Genomic DNA, 20,230 nt, shown 5'->3' on the forward strand with positions numbered 1-20,230 from the left:
TGTGAAACCTTTGTGTAGCATAAACTAAGTTATAGTTAGCAATGGGGGCCGACAATGTTAGGCCCCTGTTTTTTACCTTATTTCGAATCAAACGAGGAAGACAGAATGGCAACTGTAACTGCTGCTCTAGTTAAAGAACTTCGCGAGCGTACTGGCGCTGGCATGATGGAATGTAAGAAAGCGCTTGTAGAAGCAAACGCTGACATCGAACTAGCAATTGAAAACATGCGTAAATCTGGCGCAGCGAAAGCAGCTAAGAAAGCTGGTAACGTTGCAGCTGAAGGCGCAATCATCATCAAAGAAGAAAACGGCGTTGCTGTTCTTCTTGAAGTTAACTGCCAAACTGACTTCGTTGCTAAAGACGGTAACTTCACTGCATTCGCAGAAGAAGTTGCAGCTGCAGCTCTAGCTTCAAAAGCTTCTGTTGAAGAACTACAAGCACAATTCGAAGACGCACGTGTAGCTCTAGTAGCTAAAATCGGTGAAAACATCACTATCCGTCGCGTAGAATACGTTCAAGGCACTGCAATCGCTTCTTACCGTCACGGTGAGAAAATCGGTGTTGTTGTTGCTGGTGAAGGCGACGCAGAAACTCTTAAGCACGTTGCAATGCACGTTGCTGCTTCTAAGCCAGAGTTCGTTAACCCAGAAGACGTACCAGCTGACGTAGTAGAAAAAGAGAAAGCGGTTCAAGTTGAAATCGCAATGAACGAAGGCAAGCCTGCTGAAATCGCTGAGAAGATGGTTGTTGGCCGCATGAAGAAATTCACTGGCGAGATCTCTCTAACAGGTCAAGCTTTCATCATGGAGCCTAAGAAAACTGTAGGCGAAATGCTGAAAGAAAAAGGCGCTTCAGTTTCTACGTTCGTTCGCCTAGAAGTAGGTGAAGGTATCGAGAAGAAAGAAGAAATGAGCTTCGCTGAAGAAGTTGCAGCAGCTCAAAAAGGTTAATCCTTAGAGACTGTATAAAGATTAGACCGTAGCCAAGGCTGCGGTCTTTTTATGAGCAGTGAACGATTAGCCGTGATGAATAGCCATAACTGAAGTTGTGTCTATTCATGACTGTTAATCAACAACTCTCTTTGGAAGGTAAACTCCATGACTACGAACCCTAAACCAGCGTATCAACGTATTCTATTAAAACTGAGTGGTGAAGCTCTTCAAGGTGAAGACGGTTTTGGTATTGATCCTGCGGTCCTTGATCGTATGGCACAAGAAGTTAAAGAACTGGTTGAACTGGGTGTTCAGGTTGGTGTAGTTATCGGTGGCGGTAACTTGTTCCGTGGTGCAGGCCTAGCTGAAGCTGGTATGAACCGCGTAGTTGGTGACCACATGGGTATGCTTGCTACAGTAATGAATGGCCTAGCGATGCGTGATGCTCTTCACCGTGCATACGTAAATGCGCGCGTTATGTCTGCAATCCCTCTAAAAGGCGTATGTGACGACTATAATTGGGCTGATGCGATCCGTGAGCTTCGCCAAGGCCGAGTTGTCATCTTCTCTGCTGGTACTGGTAACCCGTTCTTTACAACGGATTCTGCTGCTTGTTTACGTGGTATCGAAATTGAAGCGGATGTTGTACTAAAAGCGACGAAAGTTGATGGTGTATTTACTGCTGACCCTGTAGCAAACCCAGACGCAGAGCTGTATGATAAGCTATCTTATGCAGAAGTTCTGGATAAAGAGCTGAAAGTTATGGACTTGGCGGCGTTTACGCTAGCTCGTGACCACAAAATGCCAATCCGCGTATTTAATATGAACAAGCCAGGCGCACTACGTCGCGTGGTAATGGGCGAAGCAGAAGGCACGCTCATCAACGAATAAGCTTGGCTTAAGGTGCCACTCCAAAGCGTTAGGGTGGTGCTTGCTTTGCTCAACCGTTTTAGGCTTTCTTCAGGAAAGATGACATTTTTAAGGTGAAACTGTGATTAACGAAATCAAAAAAGACGCGCAAGAGCGCATGGATAAAAGCGTTGAAGCGCTTAAGAACAACCTTTCTAAAATTCGTACAGGTCGTGCACACCCAAGCCTACTATCTGGTATTTCTGTAGAATACTACGGTGCAGCAACACCTCTAAACCAAGTAGCAAACGTTATTGCTGAAGATGCACGTACACTTGCAATCACGGTTTTTGATAAAGAGCTGACGCCGAAAGTAGAAAAAGCGATCATGACGTCTGACCTTGGTCTAAACCCTATGTCAGCTGGCACTATCATCCGCGTTCCACTTCCACCGCTAACGGAAGAACGTCGTAAAGACCTAGTTAAGATCGTCCGTGGTGAAGCTGAAGGTGGTCGTGTTGCTGTTCGTAACATCCGTCGTGACGCAAACAACGATCTTAAAGCGCTTCTAAAAGATAAAGAAATCTCTGAAGATGAAGATCGTAAAGCACAAGACGAAATTCAAAAGCTAACTGACGTTGCAGTTAAGAAGATCGATGAAGTTCTTGCTGCAAAAGAAAAAGAGTTGATGGAAGTTTAATACTCCCACACACATCACTGTTGGAAAACGCTGTGCTCACAGCTCAGCGTTTTTTTATGTTAGTCTATCCAACTGATGGAACTCAATTAACTCCCTATGCAAAATTCTCAAGCCTTCTCTGATTCCCTTCCTAAGCATATTGCCATCATTATGGACGGTAATGGCCGTTGGGCTAAGTCCAAAGGAAAACCTCGCGTATTTGGTCATAAAAAAGGCGTTAGTGCCGTTCGTAAGACCGTGGCTGCTGCTTCAAAACTAGGCATTAGAGCCATGACGCTGTTTGCTTTTAGTAGTGAAAACTGGCGTCGTCCGGAGGAAGAAGTGGGTCTTTTGATGGAACTGTTTATCACGGTCCTGTCTAGTGAAGTAAAAAAACTACACAAAAATAACTTACGGTTGCGCGTGATCGGTGATACCAGTCGATTTAGTGAGCGTCTACAAAAGAAAATTGTAGAAGCAGAAAACCTAACGGCAGATAACACGGGTATGGTGATCAACATTGCAGCCAACTATGGCGGTAAATGGGACATCACAGAAGCTGCTAAAACGTTAGCGCTAAAAGCACGTAACGGTGAAATTCGTGTAGAGGATATCAATGAGCAGCTAATCACTGAGCATTTGACCATGGCAGACCTACCGGAAGTGGATCTTTTAATTCGCACCAGTGGAGAGTGCCGCATCAGCAACTTTATGTTGTGGCAAATGGCTTATGCAGAAATGTACTTTACACCAGAGTACTGGCCAGAATTCGATGAAGACAGTTTGGTAGAAGCTGTGACTTGGTTTATCAACCGAGAACGTCGTTTTGGCTGTACAGGTGAACAAATAAAGGCATTGATGGCAGCTCAATAAGGACTAGTTAGTTTGAAACAGAGAATAATAACAGCACTAATTTTAGCTCCCCTGGTTATTTTAGGCATTTTTAAATTACCGCTAATGGGCTTTATTGCCGCTTTAACTGCAATAACGCTATTAGGTTTTTGGGAGTGGACTCAGTTTACAGGAAGCAACTCTCGCATTGCTGCCCTTGTGCCGGCAATCATTATTACCGGACTTAGTTTTCTATACATCTCGCCTGATGCATATAGCCTCAATCACTTAACGACACCTCATTATGTCGTCTTGGGTATTGGTTTTGTTTGGTGGATTATTGCTAGCTTAATGGCGATTACTTACCCCAAAACGACGAAATCTTGGCAAAGTAATTTTGTTTTACGTCATGTATTTGGTTTTCTGACATTAATCCCATTCCTTTGGAGTGTGATTATTCTCAGAGCGTATGACATCACTGTAGATCCATACCACGGCGCAAAGCTTGTGTTGTACGTTTGTTTCTTGGTATGGGCTGCAGATAGCGGCGCCTACTTTGCAGGCAAAAGCTTAGGCAAACGTAAGATGGCTCCTCATGTAAGCCCCAATAAAACTATTGAAGGGCTAATTGGTGGCATTATCACGGCATTAATCGTAGCGTGGGCATTTGCTGATTGGTTCGACATCCAGTTCACTAGCCCTGTCCATATGGTGCTGATTACGCTAGTGACTGTCGTTATTTCAGTGCTTGGTGATCTGGTTGAAAGTATGTTCAAACGTGTCTCAGGCATTAAAGACAGCAGTAACATTATCCCAGGGCACGGTGGTGTGCTAGATCGTATCGACAGCCTAACCGCAGCATTCCCAGTTTTTGCTCTTCTTTACTACGTATTCTAATTTATCAGGAGCGGCGTCGTCGCTCCTGAGCTTTCTAACGGTCTTACAACATGCAAAAGTTAACGATTCTTGGTGCTACTGGATCAATTGGTGCAAGCACGCTTAAAGTGGTCGAACAAAACCCAGATCTGTTTTCTGTCGTTGCCTTAGCGGCAAGCACTAACGTTGAAAAGATGATCGGTCTATGTCGTCAGTGGCAACCTAAGTATGCGGTCATGGCAGATAAAGCTGCGGCGTCTCAACTTCAAGCTGAGCTACACTCGGTTTCGCCAGGTACCGAAGTGCTAGGTGGTGTTGATGCGCTATGCCATATTGCTTCGCTGGACGAGGTCGACAGTGTAATGGCTGCTATTGTAGGAGCCGCTGGCTTATTGCCTACCATGGCTGCCGTGAAAGCAGGTAAGCGAGTCTTGTTGGCAAATAAAGAAGCACTTGTAATGTCAGGCCAGCTATTTATTGATGCTGTAGAAGAATTTGGCGCAGAGCTACTTCCCGTCGACAGTGAACACAACGCCATTTTCCAATGTTTACCACAGCAAGTACAAACCAATCTAGGTCGTTGCAATTTACAAGAACATGGCATTTCTCATATTTTGTTGACTGGATCTGGTGGTCCTTTCCGTTACACTGACATCGCAGAACTGGAGCAGGTGACACCCGCTCAGGCGATCGCTCATCCAAACTGGTCGATGGGGCCAAAAATTTCTGTTGATTCTGCCACGATGATGAATAAAGGCCTTGAGTATATCGAAGCTAAGTGGCTATTTAATGCTGCTCGCGAACAACTGAAGGTGGTTATTCATCCTCAATCTGTGATTCATTCTATGGTTCAGTATCGTGATGGTTCGGTCTTGGCACAAATGGGAGAAGCGGATATGGCGACGCCAATTGCGCTCACCATGTCATACCCGTCAAGAGTAGAAGCTGGGGTTAAGCCGCTAGACTTCACGAAAGTTGGTGAGCTGACGTTTTTGCAGCCTGACTTTGCTCGTTACCCATGTTTAAAACTCGCAATTGATGCTTGTTATGAAGGTCAACACGCAACAACGGCATTGAATGCAGCTAATGAAGTCGCTGTTGATGCATTTTTAAATAACAGACTAGGTTTTACCGATATTGCTCGCATCAATGAGTCTGTGTTGAATAAAATCAACGCAAGCTGCAAAGCTGAGAATGCGAATAGCTTGGAAAGCTTGCTCGAGCTAGATAGAATGGCACGAACTATTGCCCTAGAAACCATACGCGAGCGTAGCTGATGACTGGTATGATGACTGGTATATTGTGGAATCTCATTTCTTTTATCGTCGCACTGGGCATTCTTGTTGCCGTGCACGAATTTGGGCATTTTTGGGTTGCTCGCCGTTGCGGCGTTAAAGTTGAAAAGTTTTCAATCGGTTTCGGCAAGTCTATTTGGAGTAAAGTAGGCAAAGACGGAACGGAGTACAGCATCTCAATGATCCCTCTCGGCGGCTATGTGAAAATGGTTGATAGCCGTGTCGATGAGGTGCCAGAACATGAGAAGCACCTAGCGTTTGATAAGAAGCCGTTATGGAAGCGAACCTCTATTGTTGCGGCTGGCCCCATCTTTAATTTTCTTTTCGCAATTTTTGCCTATTGGCTGGTATTTCTAATTGGTATCCCGGCTGTTAAGCCTGTAATTGGTGAAGTTACGCCCAATTCGATTGTTGCGGAAGCTGGAATTGAATCTGGAATGGAACTTAAATCGATATCTGGTATCAAAACTCCGGATTGGGAATCAGTAAATATGGGATTGATTTCTCATATTGGCGATGATTTGATGACGGTAACACTAACGTCAGCGAATGAAGTTGGTTCAGAAGTAACGAAAACGCTCGATTTACGTGAGTGGAAGTTCGACCCAGAAACTCAGTCAGCGATGCAGTCGTTAGGTTTTGCTCCGTATACACCGGAGGTGTATCGAGTTATCGAGCAGGTCTCGCAAGGTGGAGCGGCGGAAAAAGCCGGTGTGCTTCCAGGTGATGAGGTTGTCGCAATTGGTCAACAACGCGTAACCGAATGGAAGCAAGTGGTTGAAGCGGTTCGTTCTAATCCTGATACACCGCTTGAATTGACGGTGTTGCGTCAGGGTTATGAGCAAACATTGACGCTGACGCCCGGTAGCCGTGAGCTAGCTAACAAAGAAGTCGTTGGTTTTGCAGGTATTGCACCTAAAGTCGCAGAATGGCCAGAAAGTTATCGCTTCGATCTTCAGTTTGGTGTATTCGAGTCAATAGGTAAAGCAGTAGACAAAACTGGCCAAGTCATTGGTTTGACAATCAGCATGCTTAAGAAGCTGATTGTTGGAGACGTTGGTCTGAATAATCTGAGTGGACCAATATCAATAGCCAAAGGCGCAGGCGCGACAGCAGATTATGGTTTGGTCTACTTTTTAGGTTTTCTGGCTCTAATTAGTGTTAACCTAGGTATTATTAATCTCGTTCCTTTACCAATGTTGGATGGCGGTCATTTGTTGTTTTTTGCAATTGAAGCAGTCATTCGACGTCCTGTTCCTGAGAAAGTGCAGGAAATGGGCTTTAGAATTGGTGGTGCGATCATCTTCTCGCTCATGGCGTTAGCGCTATTTAATGATTTTACTCGTCTGTGATAGTTCAGAGACAAAAGCAGTAGCAAGGAATAATTAGAACAAGTATGGCGATTAAGCGAATTCTATTTGCAAGTTTACTGGCGACCAGTGTATCTGCAAATGGAGCAGAGAACTTCGTAGTTCAAGATATTGAAATCGATGGATTGCAGCGTGTAGCACTGGGTGCTGCATTGTTGAAAATGCCTGTACGTGTCGGTGATACCATTGGCCAAGGCGATGTTGCAGAAATTATCCGCGCCCTGTATGCATCTGGTAACTTTGAAGATGTGAAAGTGTTGCGTGACGGTGGTGTTCTGATGGTTCAAGTCAAAGAGCGTCCTACCATTGCAAGCATCTCTTTTTCAGGTAACAAAGCAATCAAGGACGAGCAGCTACAAGAAAACCTGAACGCGTCTGGCGTTCGTGAAGGTGAAGCGCTTGACCGCACCACGCTAAGCAACATTGAAAAAGGCTTAGAAGACTTTTACTACAGCGTAGGTAAATACAACGCAACAGTAAAAGCGGTGGTGACTCCACTACCACGTAATCGTTCTGATCTTAAGTTTGTCTTTACTGAAGGTGTGTCGGCAAAAATTCAGCAAATCAACTTTATCGGTAATGAAGTGTTCAGTGATGAAGAACTGCTTTCGCGCTTTAACTTAAATGTTGATGTGCCGTGGTGGAATTTCCTTTCTGATGAAAAGTATCAAAAGCAAGTTCTTGCAGGTGATATTGAAGCACTCAAATCATTCTACCTGGATCGTGGTTACTTAAAATTTAACGTTGATTCGACACAAGTTGCAATCTCTCCTGACAAGAAAGGGGTATACATTACTCTTGGTCTAGAAGAGGGCGAGGTTTACACCGTTAAGGACGTGAAGTTCCGTGGTGATTTGATTGGTGAGGAAGCGACGTTCGAAAGACTTGTGCCATTTGAAGACAATGAGACATACAACGGCTCGTTGGTGACTTCAATGGAAGAAGGAATTAAGCGTGTGCTTGGTGAGTCCGGTTATGCTTATCCTCAAGTGAATACCATTCCAGAGTTTGACGACGAGAATCAAGAAGTTTCTTTGGTCGTTAACGTAGACCCGGGTAACCGAATTTATGTTCGTGATATTCGCTTCACGGGTAATAACTCAACCAAAGATGAAGTCCTTCGTCGTGAAATGCGTCAGATGGAAGGCAGTTGGTTGAACTCGAAATCGATTGAAACGGGTAAAACTCGTCTAAACCGTTTGGGCTACTTTGAAAATGTTGAAGTACAGACGGTTCGAGTTCCTGGTAGTGATGATCAAGTTGACCTAGTTTACTCTGTCAAAGAAGCGAACTCTGGTAGCGTTAACTTCGGTGTTGGCTACGGTACAGAATCGGGTGTGAGCTTCCAGGTTGGCCTGCAACAAGATAACTTTATTGGTAGCGGTAACCGTGTTGGTATCAATGCGATGATGAATGACTACCAGAAAAACATCAGTCTAGATTACCGTGATCCGTACTGGAACTTAGACGGTGTAAGCTTAGGTGGTAAGGTTTTCTATAACGAATTTGAAGCGAAAGAAGCCAATATCGTTGACTATACCAACGAAAGCTATGGCGCGAGCTTAACGTGGGGCTTCCCATTCGATGAGTTGAACCGTTTTGAATTCGGTGTCGGTTATACGCACAACAAGATCGGTAACTTATCGCCTTACTTGCAGGTAGAGCAGTTCTTACGAGCACAAGCAGACAACATTGATTCTAGTGGAGCGTTGAACACAAACGACTTCGACTTCAATATCTCTTGGACACGTAATAACTTAAACCGTGGCTATTTCCCTACGGCAGGTAACCATCAGCGTGCATTCTATAAAATGACCGTACCTGGCTCTGACGTTCAATACTTCAAAATGCAGTACGATGTTCGCCAGTATGTGCCATTGACTAAAAAGCACGAGTTTACCCTCTTGTTCCGTGGCCGCTTAGGTTACGGTAATGGTTACGGTCAAACGGATGGTAACGATAACTTGTTCCCATTCTACGAAAACTACTACGCAGGTGGCTTTACATCGCTTCGTGGCTTTGGCTCAAACTCTGTTGGTCCTAAAGCAGTTTACCGTGATACATCTGGTTCAAACAATGGCGCAGATACAGCAACAGATGACTCTGTTGGTGGTAACGCCGTAGCGCTAGCAAGTGTTGAGTTGATTGTCCCAACACCATTTGCATCAGAAGAAGTACAAAACCAAATTCGTACCAGTATCTTCTTTGATATGGCAAGTGTTTGGGATACGGAGTTTGACTACCGCGATTCAGGTGCGGAATATGGTGACCGTTACTACTACGATTACTCAGATCCAACCAACTACCGTTCTTCTTACGGTGCGGCGTTGCAGTGGATGTCTCCAATGGGGCCACTAGTATTCTCACTAGCGAAACCAATTAAGAAATTTGATGGCGATGATGAAGAGTTCTTCACATTCACTATCGGTAGAACTTTCTAAAGAGGAAAATATTTTGAATAAAATGATCAAAGCGGCTGGGATTGGCCTTCTTGTACTGAGCTCTTCAATGTTTGCAAATGCGGCAGAAGCTGCACAGAAAATTGCTTACGTAAATACAGCTCAAGTTTTTCAAGCTCTTCCTCAACGTGAAGTTGTACTACAAAAAATGCAGAAAGACTTCAAAAGCAAAGCTGATGAACTGAAGTCAATCCAAGCACAAGCTAAAACAAAGATTGAGAAGCTACAACGTGACGGCGAGCTTTTGGGTCAAGACGAAGTTGAAAAGCTACGTATCGATATCGCGAAGCTAGACAGCGAGTACAAAGTGAAAGCACAAGCACTTGAAAAAGCAAGTGCGCGTCGTGAAGCTGAAGAAAAAGCGAAGCTTTTCAAAACGATTCAAGATGCAGTTAAGAAAGTCGCAGACAAAAATGGTTACGATCTTGTGATTGATATCTCTGCTTTGCAGTACGGCAAGCCAGAATACAATATCTCTGAAGACGTAATTAAAGCTCTAAAATAAGAAGTTATGAAGACATTAACATTAGCCGAATTGGCGACAATTACCGGGGGTGAGCTGTTTGGTGACGAGTCTCTCGTTGTAAGCCGTGTTGCTCCAATGGATAAAGCACAAGAAGGTGACGTAACCTTCTTGTCTAACCCAAAATACGCAAAACACCTTTCTGAGTGCCAAGCTACCGTTGTTATGGTAAAGGCTGAGCATAAAGATCAATGCGTTGGAAATGCGCTAGTGGTTTCAGACCCTTATGTCGCATTTGCTCGTGTGGTCCAAGCGATGGATACCACACCAAAACCGGCAGACGATATTGCACCAAGTGCTGTGATTGCCGCTGACGTTAAGATGGGTGAGAACGTTACAATCGGCGCTAACGCTGTGATTGAAACGGGCGTGGAACTCGGCGACAACGTAAGTGTTGGTGCTGGTTGTTTTATCGGTAAGAACGCCAAGCTAGGGAATAACACCAAGCTTTGGGCTAATGTCACTATCTACCATGAAGTGTCATTGGGTGATGACTGTCTCGTTCAATCGGGTACCGTCATTGGCTCTGATGGCTTCGGTTACGCGAATGACAAAGGCGAGTGGATTAAAATTCCTCAGCTTGGTTCAGTGCGTATCGGTAACCGCGTTGAGATTGGTGCTTGTACTACGATTGACCGCGGTGCACTCGAAGATACTATCATTGAAGACAATGTCATTCTGGATAACCAACTTCAAATCGCGCACAACGTGCAGATCGGATATGGTACCGTGATGCCTGGTGGTACTATTGTCGCGGGCAGTACAAAAATTGGTAAGTACTGCCAGATTGGCGGCGCGTCTGTTCTGAATGGCCATATCACTATCGCAGATGGTGTGGCGATTACAGGTATGGGCATGGTAATGCGCAGTATCGAAGAAAAAGGCCTTTACTCATCAGGTATTCCACTACAAACGAACAGAGAGTGGCGTAAAACTGCAACTCGAGTTCACCGTATTGATGAGATGAATAAGCGCCTGAAAGCGGTTGAAAAACAGCTGGAACAGAAAGAAGAAATTTAGAACAAGTTATCTTTCGCTCTGTATTTAACGTGAAAGCTAACAGGCTCTAGTTCCATATTCTGTACGAAGACTCGCGAAATGCGGGTCTTTTTCTTCTATAATGACGCGCTCTAAGTAGATTTAACTCCAAGATGGTGCGTATTTTGCTAGTATATTGCAAAGCGATTCGGCTTTACGACCTGTTGCCACGTTTGCCATCTTGGCGGCAAAAAATTGATATAGGAAGACGACTTTGACTACTGAAAAGAAAACGATGAACATCTCTGAAATTCAAGAGCTACTACCTCATCGCTACCCATTCTTATTGATCGACCGAGTGATAGACTTCCAAGAAGAGAAGTACCTTCACGCGATTAAAAACGTGTCGGTTAACGAACCTCAGTTCACAGGTCACTTTCCTCAACTACCAGTATTCCCAGGTGTTTTGATTTTAGAAGCAATGGCTCAGGCAACAGGCTTACTTGCATTTAAATCATTTGGTGCACCAACAGAAAATGAACTGTACTACTTTGCAAGCGTAGACGGCGCGAAATTCCGTAAACCAGTGGTTCCGGGCGACCAATTGGTTATTGAGGTAGAATTTCTGAAAGAACGTCGCGGCATTGCTGCATTTAGCGGTGTAGCAAAAGTTGACGGCGAAGTGGTATGTTCTGCAGAACTGAAGTGTGCTCGTCGAGAGTTTTAATATGATTCATGAAACCGCTAAAATCCACCCGGCAGCGGTGGTAGAAGAGGGCGCCAAAATTGGTGCTAACGTAACAGTAGGTCCTTTTACGTACATCACCTCTACGGTTGAAATTGGTGAAGGCACAGAAGTGATGTCTCACGTTGTGATCAAAGGTCACACAACTATTGGCAAAGATAACCGTATTTTCCCACATGCTGTCATTGGTGAAGAAAACCAAGACAAAAAATACGGTGGTGAAGACACAACTGTGGTTATCGGTGATCGTAACGTCATTCGTGAAGCGGTCCAAGTTCACCGCGGCACAGTGCAAGACAAAGCAACCACGATCATTGGTGATGACAACTTATTGTGTGTGAATGCACACGTTGCGCATGATGTTGTTATTGGTAACCACACTCATATCGGTAATAACTCGATTCTTGGTGGTCACGTTACTGTTGATGATTATGCCGGTGTGATGGCACTGTCTGCGATTCATCCGTTTTGTACAGTGGGCGCTTACGCGTACATTGGCGGCTGTTCAGCAGTAGTGCAAGATGTCCCAGCTTACGTACTCGCGCAAGGTAACCACGCCACACCTTTCGGCTTGAACCTTGTTGGCTTGAAGCGTAATGGCTTTGAGAAACCAGAGATTCGTGCGCTACAAAAAGCGTATAAAGAAATCTACCGTTCAGGTAAGACGCTAGAAGAAGTGAAGCCTATTCTAGCTGAAATGGCTCAAGAGTGGCCAGCAGTGAAGCGTTTCTCAGATATTCTGGAAACGACGGAACGTGGCATTATTCGTTAATTGGCGAATGAACCAATAAATAAAAAGATCGTGACCGAATTTGAGGTTACGATCTTTTTGTGTTTTATGGATAAGGCAAACCGTTATCCATAGCGCACAGGAAAAATAGCGAAGTAGATATGGAAAGACCATTACGTATTGGCATCATTGCCGGAGAATTGTCTGGCGATACGCTAGGTGAAGGCTTTATCAAAGCAGTAAAGCAGCAATATCCAGACGCAGAGTTCGTAGGCATTGGCGGTCCGAAAATGATAGCCCAAGGTTGCGAGTCTCTGTTTGATATGGAAGAGCTTGCGGTGATGGGATTAGTCGAGGTTTTAGGCCGCTTACCGAGACTTCTTAAAGTGAAAGCTGAGCTCGTTCAGTATTTTACTCAGAATCCGCCTGATGTTTTCATCGGGATCGATGCTCCTGACTTCAACTTACGCTTGGAGCTTGACCTCAAGCAAGCGGGCATTAAAACCGTTCATTACGTGAGTCCGTCTGTTTGGGCTTGGCGTCAGAAGCGCATCTTTAAAATAGAAGCGGCAACGAACTTGGTACTAGCATTTCTTCCGTTTGAGAAAGCGTTCTACGACAAATTTAATGTACCTTGCGAGTTCATTGGTCATACCTTGGCTGATGCCATCCCACTAGAATCAGAACAAGCGCCTGCACGTGAGTTGCTTGGTTTAGAACAAGATAAAAAGTGGCTTGCTGTCCTGCCAGGCAGTCGTGGTAGCGAGTTAAAAATGCTCTCAGAGCCATTTATTGAAACCTGCAAGTTACTCCATAAAAAATTTCCAGAACTGGGGTTTGTTGTCGCGCTTGTTAATCAAAAACGCCGTGAGCAGTTTGAACAAGCATGGAAAGAGCTAGCGCCAGAGTTGGACTTCAAGTTAGTTGATGACACCGCACGCAACGTCATCACCGCATCCGATGCCGTGATGTTGGCCTCCGGTACCGTAGCGTTGGAGTGTATGCTTCTCAAGCGTCCAATGGTGGTGGGTTATCGTGTGAATGCATTTACTGCTTTTTTAGCTAAACGTCTATTGAAAACGAAGTATGTGTCATTGCCGAATATCTTGGCGGATGATGAGCTCGTCAAAGAATATCTACAAGATGAGTGCACACCAGACAATTTGTTTACTGAGGTTTCTCGCTTATTGGAAAGCGACAATAAACCGATGTTAGATAAGTTTACGGAAATGCATCATTGGATTCGTAAAGATGCGGACCAACAAGCCGCAAACGCGGTTCTAAAACTGATTGAGAAATAGAGATTTATCATGGCTGTTAAACCAAAAGTGACCAAAACCAAAGTTGAACTCCCTCCGTTTGAATATCCGCAAGGTTATCAGCTTGTGGCCGGAGTCGACGAGGTAGGACGTGGCCCTTTGGTAGGAGACGTCGTCACCGCTGCGGTTATCCTTGATCCTAACAATCCTATTGAAGGGTTGAACGATTCGAAAAAATTGACCGAAAAGAAACGCATGGCGCTGCTTCCTGAAATCAAAGAAAAAGCATTGGCGTGGGCGGTCGGGCGTTGTTCTCCTGAAGAAATCGATCAACTGAATATTTTGCAGGCGACTATGGTTGCGATGCAGCGTGCAGTGGCGGGGTTACAGGTTCAACCTGATTTGGTGTTGATTGATGGTAACCGTTGTCCGGAGCTGCCAATGGATGCTCAAGCTGTAGTAAAAGGCGATCTACGTGTTGCCGAAATCAGTGCGGCTTCCATTATTGCCAAAGTCGTGCGTGACCAAGAGATGGAAGAGTTGGATAAACTTCATCCACAATTTGGCTTCGCGAAGCACAAAGGTTACCCAACTAAAGTGCACTTTGAAGCGATTGAGCAACACGGAGTGATCAGTGAACACCGCAAGAGTTTCAAGCCAGTAAAAAAAGCGTTAGGCATAGAATAATCAAACGATCTAATTGGTGTTATAAACCCAACCTCTTTAGGTTAGAATCCCCAACAAAATAGAGTTACACGGTACCTGTTAATGTCAGATCCCAAATTCATCCACCTGCGTGTTCATAGTGACTTCTCGATGGTGGATGGCCTCAACAAAGTTCCGCCAATTGTAAAGAAAGTTGCTGAGCTCGGTATGCCCGCAATGGCGTTGACCGACTTTACCAACCTATGTGGTTTGGTGAAGTTTTACGGTACGGCGCATGGCAGTGGTGTTAAACCGATCATTGGTGCTGACTTTAAAATGCAGTCGGACGAGTTTGGTGAAGAGCTGACACAAGTGACTTTGCTTGCGGCGGATAATGTAGGTTATAAGAACCTGACGTTATTGATATCAAAAGCGTACTTACGTGGACATGTTCAACACCACCCAGTGATTGACAAAGCCTGGTTGGCTGAAATGTCTGAAGGCCTGATTGTATTATCCGGCGGTAAAAGCGGAGAAATTGGTCGCGGCCTTTTGAAAGGCAACCGTCAAATAGTGCAAGGGTGTGTTGATTTCTATAAACAGCATTTTCCAGATCGCTTTTATCTTGAGCTACTTCGTACCGGTCGTCCAGATGAAGAAACTTATCTTCACTTTGCGGTTGAATTGGCAGAGCAGCAAGACTTGCCAGTAGTGGCGACCAATGAAGTTGTATTCCTGAGTCCAGACCTATTTGATGCTCATGAAATACGCGTAGCGATTCACGATGGTTACACATTAGAAGATCCGCGTAGGCCAAAAAACTACAGTCCGCAGCAATATCTTCGTACAGAAGAAGAAATGTGCGAGCTGTTTGCTGATATTCCTGAAGCGTTAGAAAACAGTGTCGAGATAGCGAAGCGTTGTAACGTGACTGTGCGCTTAGGGGAGTACTTCCTACCAGCTTTCCCAACCGAAGGGATGAAAGAGACTGAGTTCCTAGTCATGAAATCCCGAGAGGGGTTGGAAGAGCGTTTAGAGTTCCTATTTCCAGATGAGGAAGAGAGAAAACGTCGCCGCCCTGAATATGATGAACGTCTTCAGATAGAGCTAGATGTTATCAACCAAATGGGATTTCCTGGTTACTTCTTGATCGTAATGGAGTTCATCCAGTGGTCAAAAGATAATGGAATTCCTGTCGGTCCTGGACGCGGTTCCGGTGCTGGTTCTTTGGTGGCTTACGCACTAAAAATCACCGATCTGGATCCACTAGAATATGACTTGCTGTTCGAACGTTTCTTGAACCCAGAACGTGTTTCGATGCCCGATTTCGACGTCGATTTCTGTATGGATAAACGTGACCAGGTTATTGACCACGTTGCGGAAATGTACGGTCGCGACGCGGTATCTCAGATCATCACGTTTGGTACCATGGCGGCAAAAGCGGTAATCCGTGACGTTGGCCGCGTATTGGGCCACCCATTTGGTTTTGTTGATCGTATTTCAAAGCTGATCCCGCCCGATCCAGGCATGACGCTAGATAAAGCGTTTAAAGCTGAACCTGCACTACCTGAATTGTATGAGGCCGATGAGGAAGTTAAAGAACTCATCGACATGTGTCATATTTTGGAAGGCTGTACGCGAAACGCCGGTAAACACGCTGGTGGTGTTGTAATTTCACCTACAACAATTACCGATTTTGCGCCAATTTATGCAGACGCTGAAGGTCACTTTCCGGTTACTCAATTTGATAAAAACGATGTTGAGACCGCTGGCCTAGTTAAGTTTGACTTCTTGGGTTTACGTACCTTAACCATTATTGACTGGGCGTTAGGACTGATTAACCCACGCCTAGAGCGAGAAGGGAAAGAACCGGTTCAAATTGAATCAATACCGTTAGAAGACCCTGCCTCTTTCCGTTTGTTGCAAAACTCTGAAACGACAGCAGTATTCCAGCTTGAATCTCGAGGCATGAAAGAGCTGATCAAACGACTTCAGCCAGACTGTTTCGAAGACATTATCGCATTGGTAGCACTCTTCCGTCCGGGTCCTTTGCAATCGGGCATGGTAGATAACTTTATCGACCGTAAACATGGCCGAGAGGCGATCTCTTATCCAGATGAAAAGTGGCAACACGAGTCGCTAAAAGAGACGCTTGATCCAACATACGGCATCATCCTGTACCAAGAGCAGGTAATGCAGATTGCGCAGATCTTAGCGGGTTATACGCTAGGTGGTGCGGACATGCTTCGTCGTGCAATGGGTAAGAAAAAGCCAGAAGAGATGGCAAAACAACGTGCTATCTTTGAAGAAGGTGCGATAAAGAACGGTATCGATGGCGAGTTGGCGATGAAAATCTTCGACTTGGTAGAGAAGTTCGCCGGTTATGGTTTTAACAAATCGCACTCTGCTGCTTATGCATTGGTTTCTTATCAAACTCTTTGGCTGAAAACACATTATCCTGCCGAATTTATGGCTGCGGTAATGACAGCCGATATGGATAACACGGAAAAAGTCGTTGGCTTGGTCGATGAGTGTTTCCGTATGAAGCTTACCGTGCTGCCACCAGACATCAACTCTGGCCTATATCGCTTTAATGTTGATGAAAATGGCGCAATTGTTTACGGTATTGGTGCGATAAAAGGGGTAGGTGAAGGTCCTATCGATGCGATTCTTGAGGCGAGAAATAAAGGTGGTCACTTTAAAGACCTATTTGATTTCTGTGCTCGAGTTGATCTAAAACGTGTCAATAAACGAGTGATAGAGAAGCTGATTTACGCGGGCGCGTTGGATCGACTAGGCCCACACCGCGCGGCGATGATGGCGTCACTCAATGATGCGGTAAAAGCAGCAAGTCAACATCACCAAGCTGAGGCGTTTGGTCAAACGGATATGTTTGGTGTGCTAACGGATGCACCTGAAGAAGTAGAGCATAAGTATACGCAGGTTCCGCCTTGGCCAGAAAAAGTGTGGTTAGAGGGCGAGCGTGATACCCTAGGTCTATATTTGACAGGGCACCCAATTAACGCCTACGTAAAGGAACTAAACAAATACACCAGTTGTCGACTAAAAGACGCAACGCCCACTCGCCGCGATCAATCTGTCACGGTAGCCGGCCTGGTTATTGCCGCTCGTGTAATGACGACCAAGCGTGGTACACGAATTGGTATTATGACACTGGATGACCGAAGTGGCCGCATGGAAGTGATGTTGTTCTCAGATGCGCTGGATCGATACGCTGAACTTCTCGAAAAAGACAGAATTTTGGTCGTTTCTGGACAGGTCAGCTTTGATGACTTCAACGGTGGCCTTAAAATGTCGGCGCGTGAAGTTATGGATCTCGGCAGTGCGCGCGAGAAATACGCTCGTGGTTTGTCGGTATCGATAGATGCAAATCAGATCAACGATCAGTTTTTTGAGCAGTTCAGCCGTATTTTAGAACCGCACAAAGCCGGAACCGTACCCGTCAATGTATACTACCAGCGTGCCGACGCCAGAGCGCGGTTAACATTGGGCACCGAGTGGCGAGTTACGCCAAGTGATACATTACTCGACGATTTAAAACAGTTGCTTGGCAAAAGCCAGGTAGAACTCGAATTTAACTAAAAATTCAGCGCAATATGTTAGACGCTGAGTAAACAAGGATTCATAGATGAGCCTAAACTTTCTTGAATTTGAAAAGCCAATTGCAGAACTAGAAGCGAAAATTGAAGCATTACGTGATGTCTCTCGTCACGGTGGTGATTCTGCGATTGACCTGGATAAAGAAATCGAACAGCTTGAGAAGAAAAGCTTAGAGCTGAAGAAAAAAACCTTCAGTGACCTAGGTGCATGGGAAACAGCTCAACTGGCTCGTCACCCACTACGTCCTTACACGCTGGATTACATCCAACACGCTTTTGAGGAGTTTGATGAATTAGCGGGTGACCGCGCGTTTGCAGACGACAAAGCGATTGTGGGTGGCATGGCTCGCCTTGAAGGCCGCCCTGTGATGATCATTGGTCACCAAAAAGGTCGTGAGACCAAAGAAAAGGTGAAACGTAACTTTGGTATGCCGAAACCAGAAGGTTACCGTAAAGCGCTACGTTTGATGGAAATGGCAGAGCGTTTCAACATGCCGATTATCACATTTATCGACACGGCTGGCGCGTATCCAGGTGTGGGCGCAGAAGAGCGTGGTCAATCTGAAGCTATCGCGAAAAACCTAAAAGTGATGTCTGGTCTTAAAGTGCCAGTAATCTGTAACGTTGTTGGTGAAGGCGGTTCTGGTGGTGCACTAGCAATCGGTGTAGGCGACTACGTGAACATGCTTCAGTACTCTACGTACTCAGTAATTTCTCCTGAGGGTTGTGCTTCAATCTTATGGCGTGATTCAGACAAAGCGCCACAAGCGGCAGAGGCAATGGGTCTAACTGCTCCGCGTCTTAAAGAGCTTGAACTGATCGACGAAATCATTGAAGAGCCACTAGGCGGCGCTCATCGCGATCATGTTCAAATGGCAGCGAATATGAAAGCGACACTACTTCGTCAGCTAGAAGATCTAGAACAATTGGATGAAGAGACGCTACGTGAGCGTCGTTACCAGCGTCTAATGAGCTACGGTTACTGTTAATTTCGGTGATTGCTATTAAGCGTTAGCTGATATCTCAAGTGATAACAGTTAAAATAGAAAGGGTTGGATGAGAGTCCAGCCCTTTTTTTGTACCTATCGGATCGCTTATGGAATCGCTTTACCCGCATTTTGCTCAAGTTCTCGGCCGCTACTATCAATTAGGCACTAAGGTTGTCTTAGCGTTTAGCGGAGGAGTGGATTCACGTCTTTTACTCGAATTACTCAGTCGCTACCAACAAGCGCACTCTGTAGAGTGTCACGCTGTGTATGTGCACCATGGTTTAAGCTCGAATGCCGATAATTGGGCCGATAAATGCTTACTTTGGGCACAACAAGTGGGGATATCGTGCTCGATCGAGCGAGTGAGCTTAGACATCAGCAATGGTGAAAGTATTGAACTTCTTGCTCGTGAAGCTCGCTACCAAGCCTTAACTAAGTACATTCAAGAAGGCGATATACTGTTGACTGGTCAACATGCCGACGATCAAATAGAGACTTTTCTCCTTGCGCTTAAGCGCGGCAGCGGGCCTAAAGGGTTATCTTCGATGGCGGAGAGTATGCCGTTTTCTTGCGGATCTCTAGTTCGACCATTGCTTACTATCAAGCGGAAGACCATCGAAGACGCCGCTACTAAATTAGGCTTGGAGTGGGTGGAAGACGAAAGCAATCAAGATACCCGTTATGATCGTAACTTTCTTCGTCATTGTGTTATTCCTGAATTGTCTGGTCGCTGGCCGAGTATCCATCAAGCGGTTCAGCGCAGTGCAAGTTTATGTGCTCAACAAGAAGCGCTATTGGATGAACTATTGAGCGCGGTGTTTGAACGCGCTTTACAAACGGATCTAAGTTTGAGTATTGAAGAACTGGCTAAGCACAGTGGATTAGCGCGTGCGCGCTTGATTCGTATGTGGCTGTCTAAGCTTAATACTAGTATGCCGACTCAGGTACAACTCAATCTCATCTGGAATGAAGTCGCATTAGCTCAGCAAGATGCCAACCCCAAACTACAACTTAAACAAGGTGAAGTGCGCCGTTTTCGAAATTGTCTCTATTGGGTAACGGAAACGGCTGACGTCACTGAGTGGCAAAGTACGATTCAAGTTGATGCGACTTTGTCGCTGCCAGAGCGGCTAGGGGAGCTGACCTTAACGACGAGTTCTAGCAACGCAACGATTGCGCTTCCGAGTCAGCCAGAATTGCTTCGCGTGACCTTTAATCCGGAAGGCTTATCAGCGCATCCAACCACGCGTAATCACAGTCGAAAACTGAAGAAGTTGTTCCAAGAATACAATGTGCCAAGCTGGCTGCGTCGTCAAATTCCGATTTTGATGTATCAAGACCGAGTCGTTGCTGTGGCAGATCTGTTCGTTGATCAGGCATTTAATGGTCAAGATTGTGAACTTATTTGGCGCAGGTAATGAAAATTCATGCCACAATGTCGATTATAAA

17 protein-coding genes are annotated in these 20,230 nt (G+C 45.3%); all 17 read left to right on the forward strand.

What is annotated here, in order from left to right; genetic code table 11:
- Positions 1 to 105 precede the first annotated feature (105 nt).
- The 17 genes from tsf to tilS all read left to right on the forward strand — a co-directional run bounded on the left by tsf (position 106) and on the right by tilS (position 20,199).
- Entirely contained in the window at positions 106 to 951 is an 846-nt protein-coding gene (gene tsf / locus R7Q41_RS12655; protein ID WP_005380328.1) for a translation elongation factor Ts, read from the forward strand.
- 147 nt (positions 952 to 1,098) lie between these two features.
- Positions 1,099 to 1,824, forward strand: a complete 726-nt coding sequence (pyrH, locus tag R7Q41_RS12660) for a UMP kinase (protein ID WP_005380329.1) — start codon at positions 1,099 to 1,101, stop codon at positions 1,822 to 1,824.
- Positions 1,825 to 1,924: 100 nt separating this feature from the next.
- Positions 1,925 to 2,482, forward strand: a complete 558-nt coding sequence (gene frr, locus R7Q41_RS12665; RefSeq protein WP_005380330.1) for a ribosome recycling factor — start codon at positions 1,925 to 1,927, stop codon at positions 2,480 to 2,482.
- Positions 2,483 to 2,578: 96 nt separating this feature from the next.
- On the forward strand, positions 2,579 to 3,334 hold the full coding sequence (locus tag R7Q41_RS12670) for an isoprenyl transferase (protein ID WP_005380331.1): 756 nt from the start codon (positions 2,579 to 2,581) through the stop codon (positions 3,332 to 3,334).
- Between the two features lie 12 nt (positions 3,335 to 3,346).
- Positions 3,347 to 4,189: a phosphatidate cytidylyltransferase gene (locus tag R7Q41_RS12675; RefSeq protein WP_005385351.1), complete on the forward strand. Its 843-nt coding sequence runs from the start codon at positions 3,347 to 3,349 to the stop codon at positions 4,187 to 4,189.
- Between the two features lie 50 nt (positions 4,190 to 4,239).
- Positions 4,240 to 5,445, forward strand: a complete 1,206-nt coding sequence (ispC, locus tag R7Q41_RS12680; RefSeq protein ID WP_005385353.1) for a 1-deoxy-D-xylulose-5-phosphate reductoisomerase — start codon at positions 4,240 to 4,242, stop codon at positions 5,443 to 5,445.
- Between the two features lie 11 nt (positions 5,446 to 5,456).
- Positions 5,457 to 6,815, forward strand: coding sequence for a sigma E protease regulator RseP (gene rseP, locus R7Q41_RS12685; RefSeq protein WP_005380334.1), 1,359 nt, complete (start codon positions 5,457 to 5,459; stop codon positions 6,813 to 6,815).
- A gap of 44 nt (positions 6,816 to 6,859) precedes the next feature.
- On the forward strand, positions 6,860 to 9,274 hold the full coding sequence (bamA, locus tag R7Q41_RS12690) for an outer membrane protein assembly factor BamA (protein ID WP_005391802.1): 2,415 nt from the start codon (positions 6,860 to 6,862) through the stop codon (positions 9,272 to 9,274).
- A 13-nt stretch (positions 9,275 to 9,287) separates the two neighbouring features.
- Positions 9,288 to 9,797, forward strand: coding sequence for an OmpH family outer membrane protein (locus R7Q41_RS12695; RefSeq protein WP_005391804.1), 510 nt, complete (start codon positions 9,288 to 9,290; stop codon positions 9,795 to 9,797).
- A gap of 6 nt (positions 9,798 to 9,803) precedes the next feature.
- Entirely contained in the window at positions 9,804 to 10,835 is a 1,032-nt protein-coding gene (gene lpxD, locus R7Q41_RS12700; protein ID WP_005380347.1) for a UDP-3-O-(3-hydroxymyristoyl)glucosamine N-acyltransferase, read from the forward strand.
- A 232-nt stretch (positions 10,836 to 11,067) separates the two neighbouring features.
- Positions 11,068 to 11,520, forward strand: coding sequence for a 3-hydroxyacyl-ACP dehydratase FabZ (fabZ, locus tag R7Q41_RS12705; protein ID WP_005380349.1), 453 nt, complete (start codon positions 11,068 to 11,070; stop codon positions 11,518 to 11,520).
- Position 11,521: 1 nt separating this feature from the next.
- On the forward strand, positions 11,522 to 12,310 hold the full coding sequence (gene lpxA, locus R7Q41_RS12710) for an acyl-ACP--UDP-N-acetylglucosamine O-acyltransferase (RefSeq protein WP_005380357.1): 789 nt from the start codon (positions 11,522 to 11,524) through the stop codon (positions 12,308 to 12,310).
- Between the two features lie 119 nt (positions 12,311 to 12,429).
- On the forward strand, positions 12,430 to 13,569 hold the full coding sequence (gene lpxB, locus R7Q41_RS12715; RefSeq protein ID WP_017636041.1) for a lipid-A-disaccharide synthase: 1,140 nt from the start codon (positions 12,430 to 12,432) through the stop codon (positions 13,567 to 13,569).
- 9 nt (positions 13,570 to 13,578) lie between these two features.
- A complete protein-coding gene (gene rnhB / locus R7Q41_RS12720; protein ID WP_167415389.1) occupies positions 13,579 to 14,214 on the forward strand; it encodes a ribonuclease HII in 636 nt (211 codons plus the stop codon).
- A gap of 81 nt (positions 14,215 to 14,295) precedes the next feature.
- A complete protein-coding gene (gene dnaE / locus R7Q41_RS12725) occupies positions 14,296 to 17,775 on the forward strand; it encodes a DNA polymerase III subunit alpha (RefSeq protein ID WP_005385364.1) in 3,480 nt (1,159 codons plus the stop codon).
- Positions 17,776 to 17,821: 46 nt separating this feature from the next.
- Positions 17,822 to 18,781, forward strand: a complete 960-nt coding sequence (gene accA / locus R7Q41_RS12730; RefSeq protein WP_005380365.1) for an acetyl-CoA carboxylase carboxyl transferase subunit alpha — start codon at positions 17,822 to 17,824, stop codon at positions 18,779 to 18,781.
- A gap of 107 nt (positions 18,782 to 18,888) precedes the next feature.
- The gene (gene tilS, locus R7Q41_RS12735) at positions 18,889 to 20,199 is read left to right on the forward strand and encodes a tRNA lysidine(34) synthetase TilS (protein WP_318088938.1); all 1,311 of its coding nucleotides are present in this window, start codon (positions 18,889 to 18,891) and stop codon (positions 20,197 to 20,199) included.
- Positions 20,200 to 20,230: the final 31 nt, after the last annotated feature.

Source organism: Vibrio sp. 2096 (genome assembly GCF_033339595.1).
Classification (GTDB): Bacteria; Pseudomonadota; Gammaproteobacteria; order Enterobacterales; family Vibrionaceae; genus Vibrio; species Vibrio alginolyticus.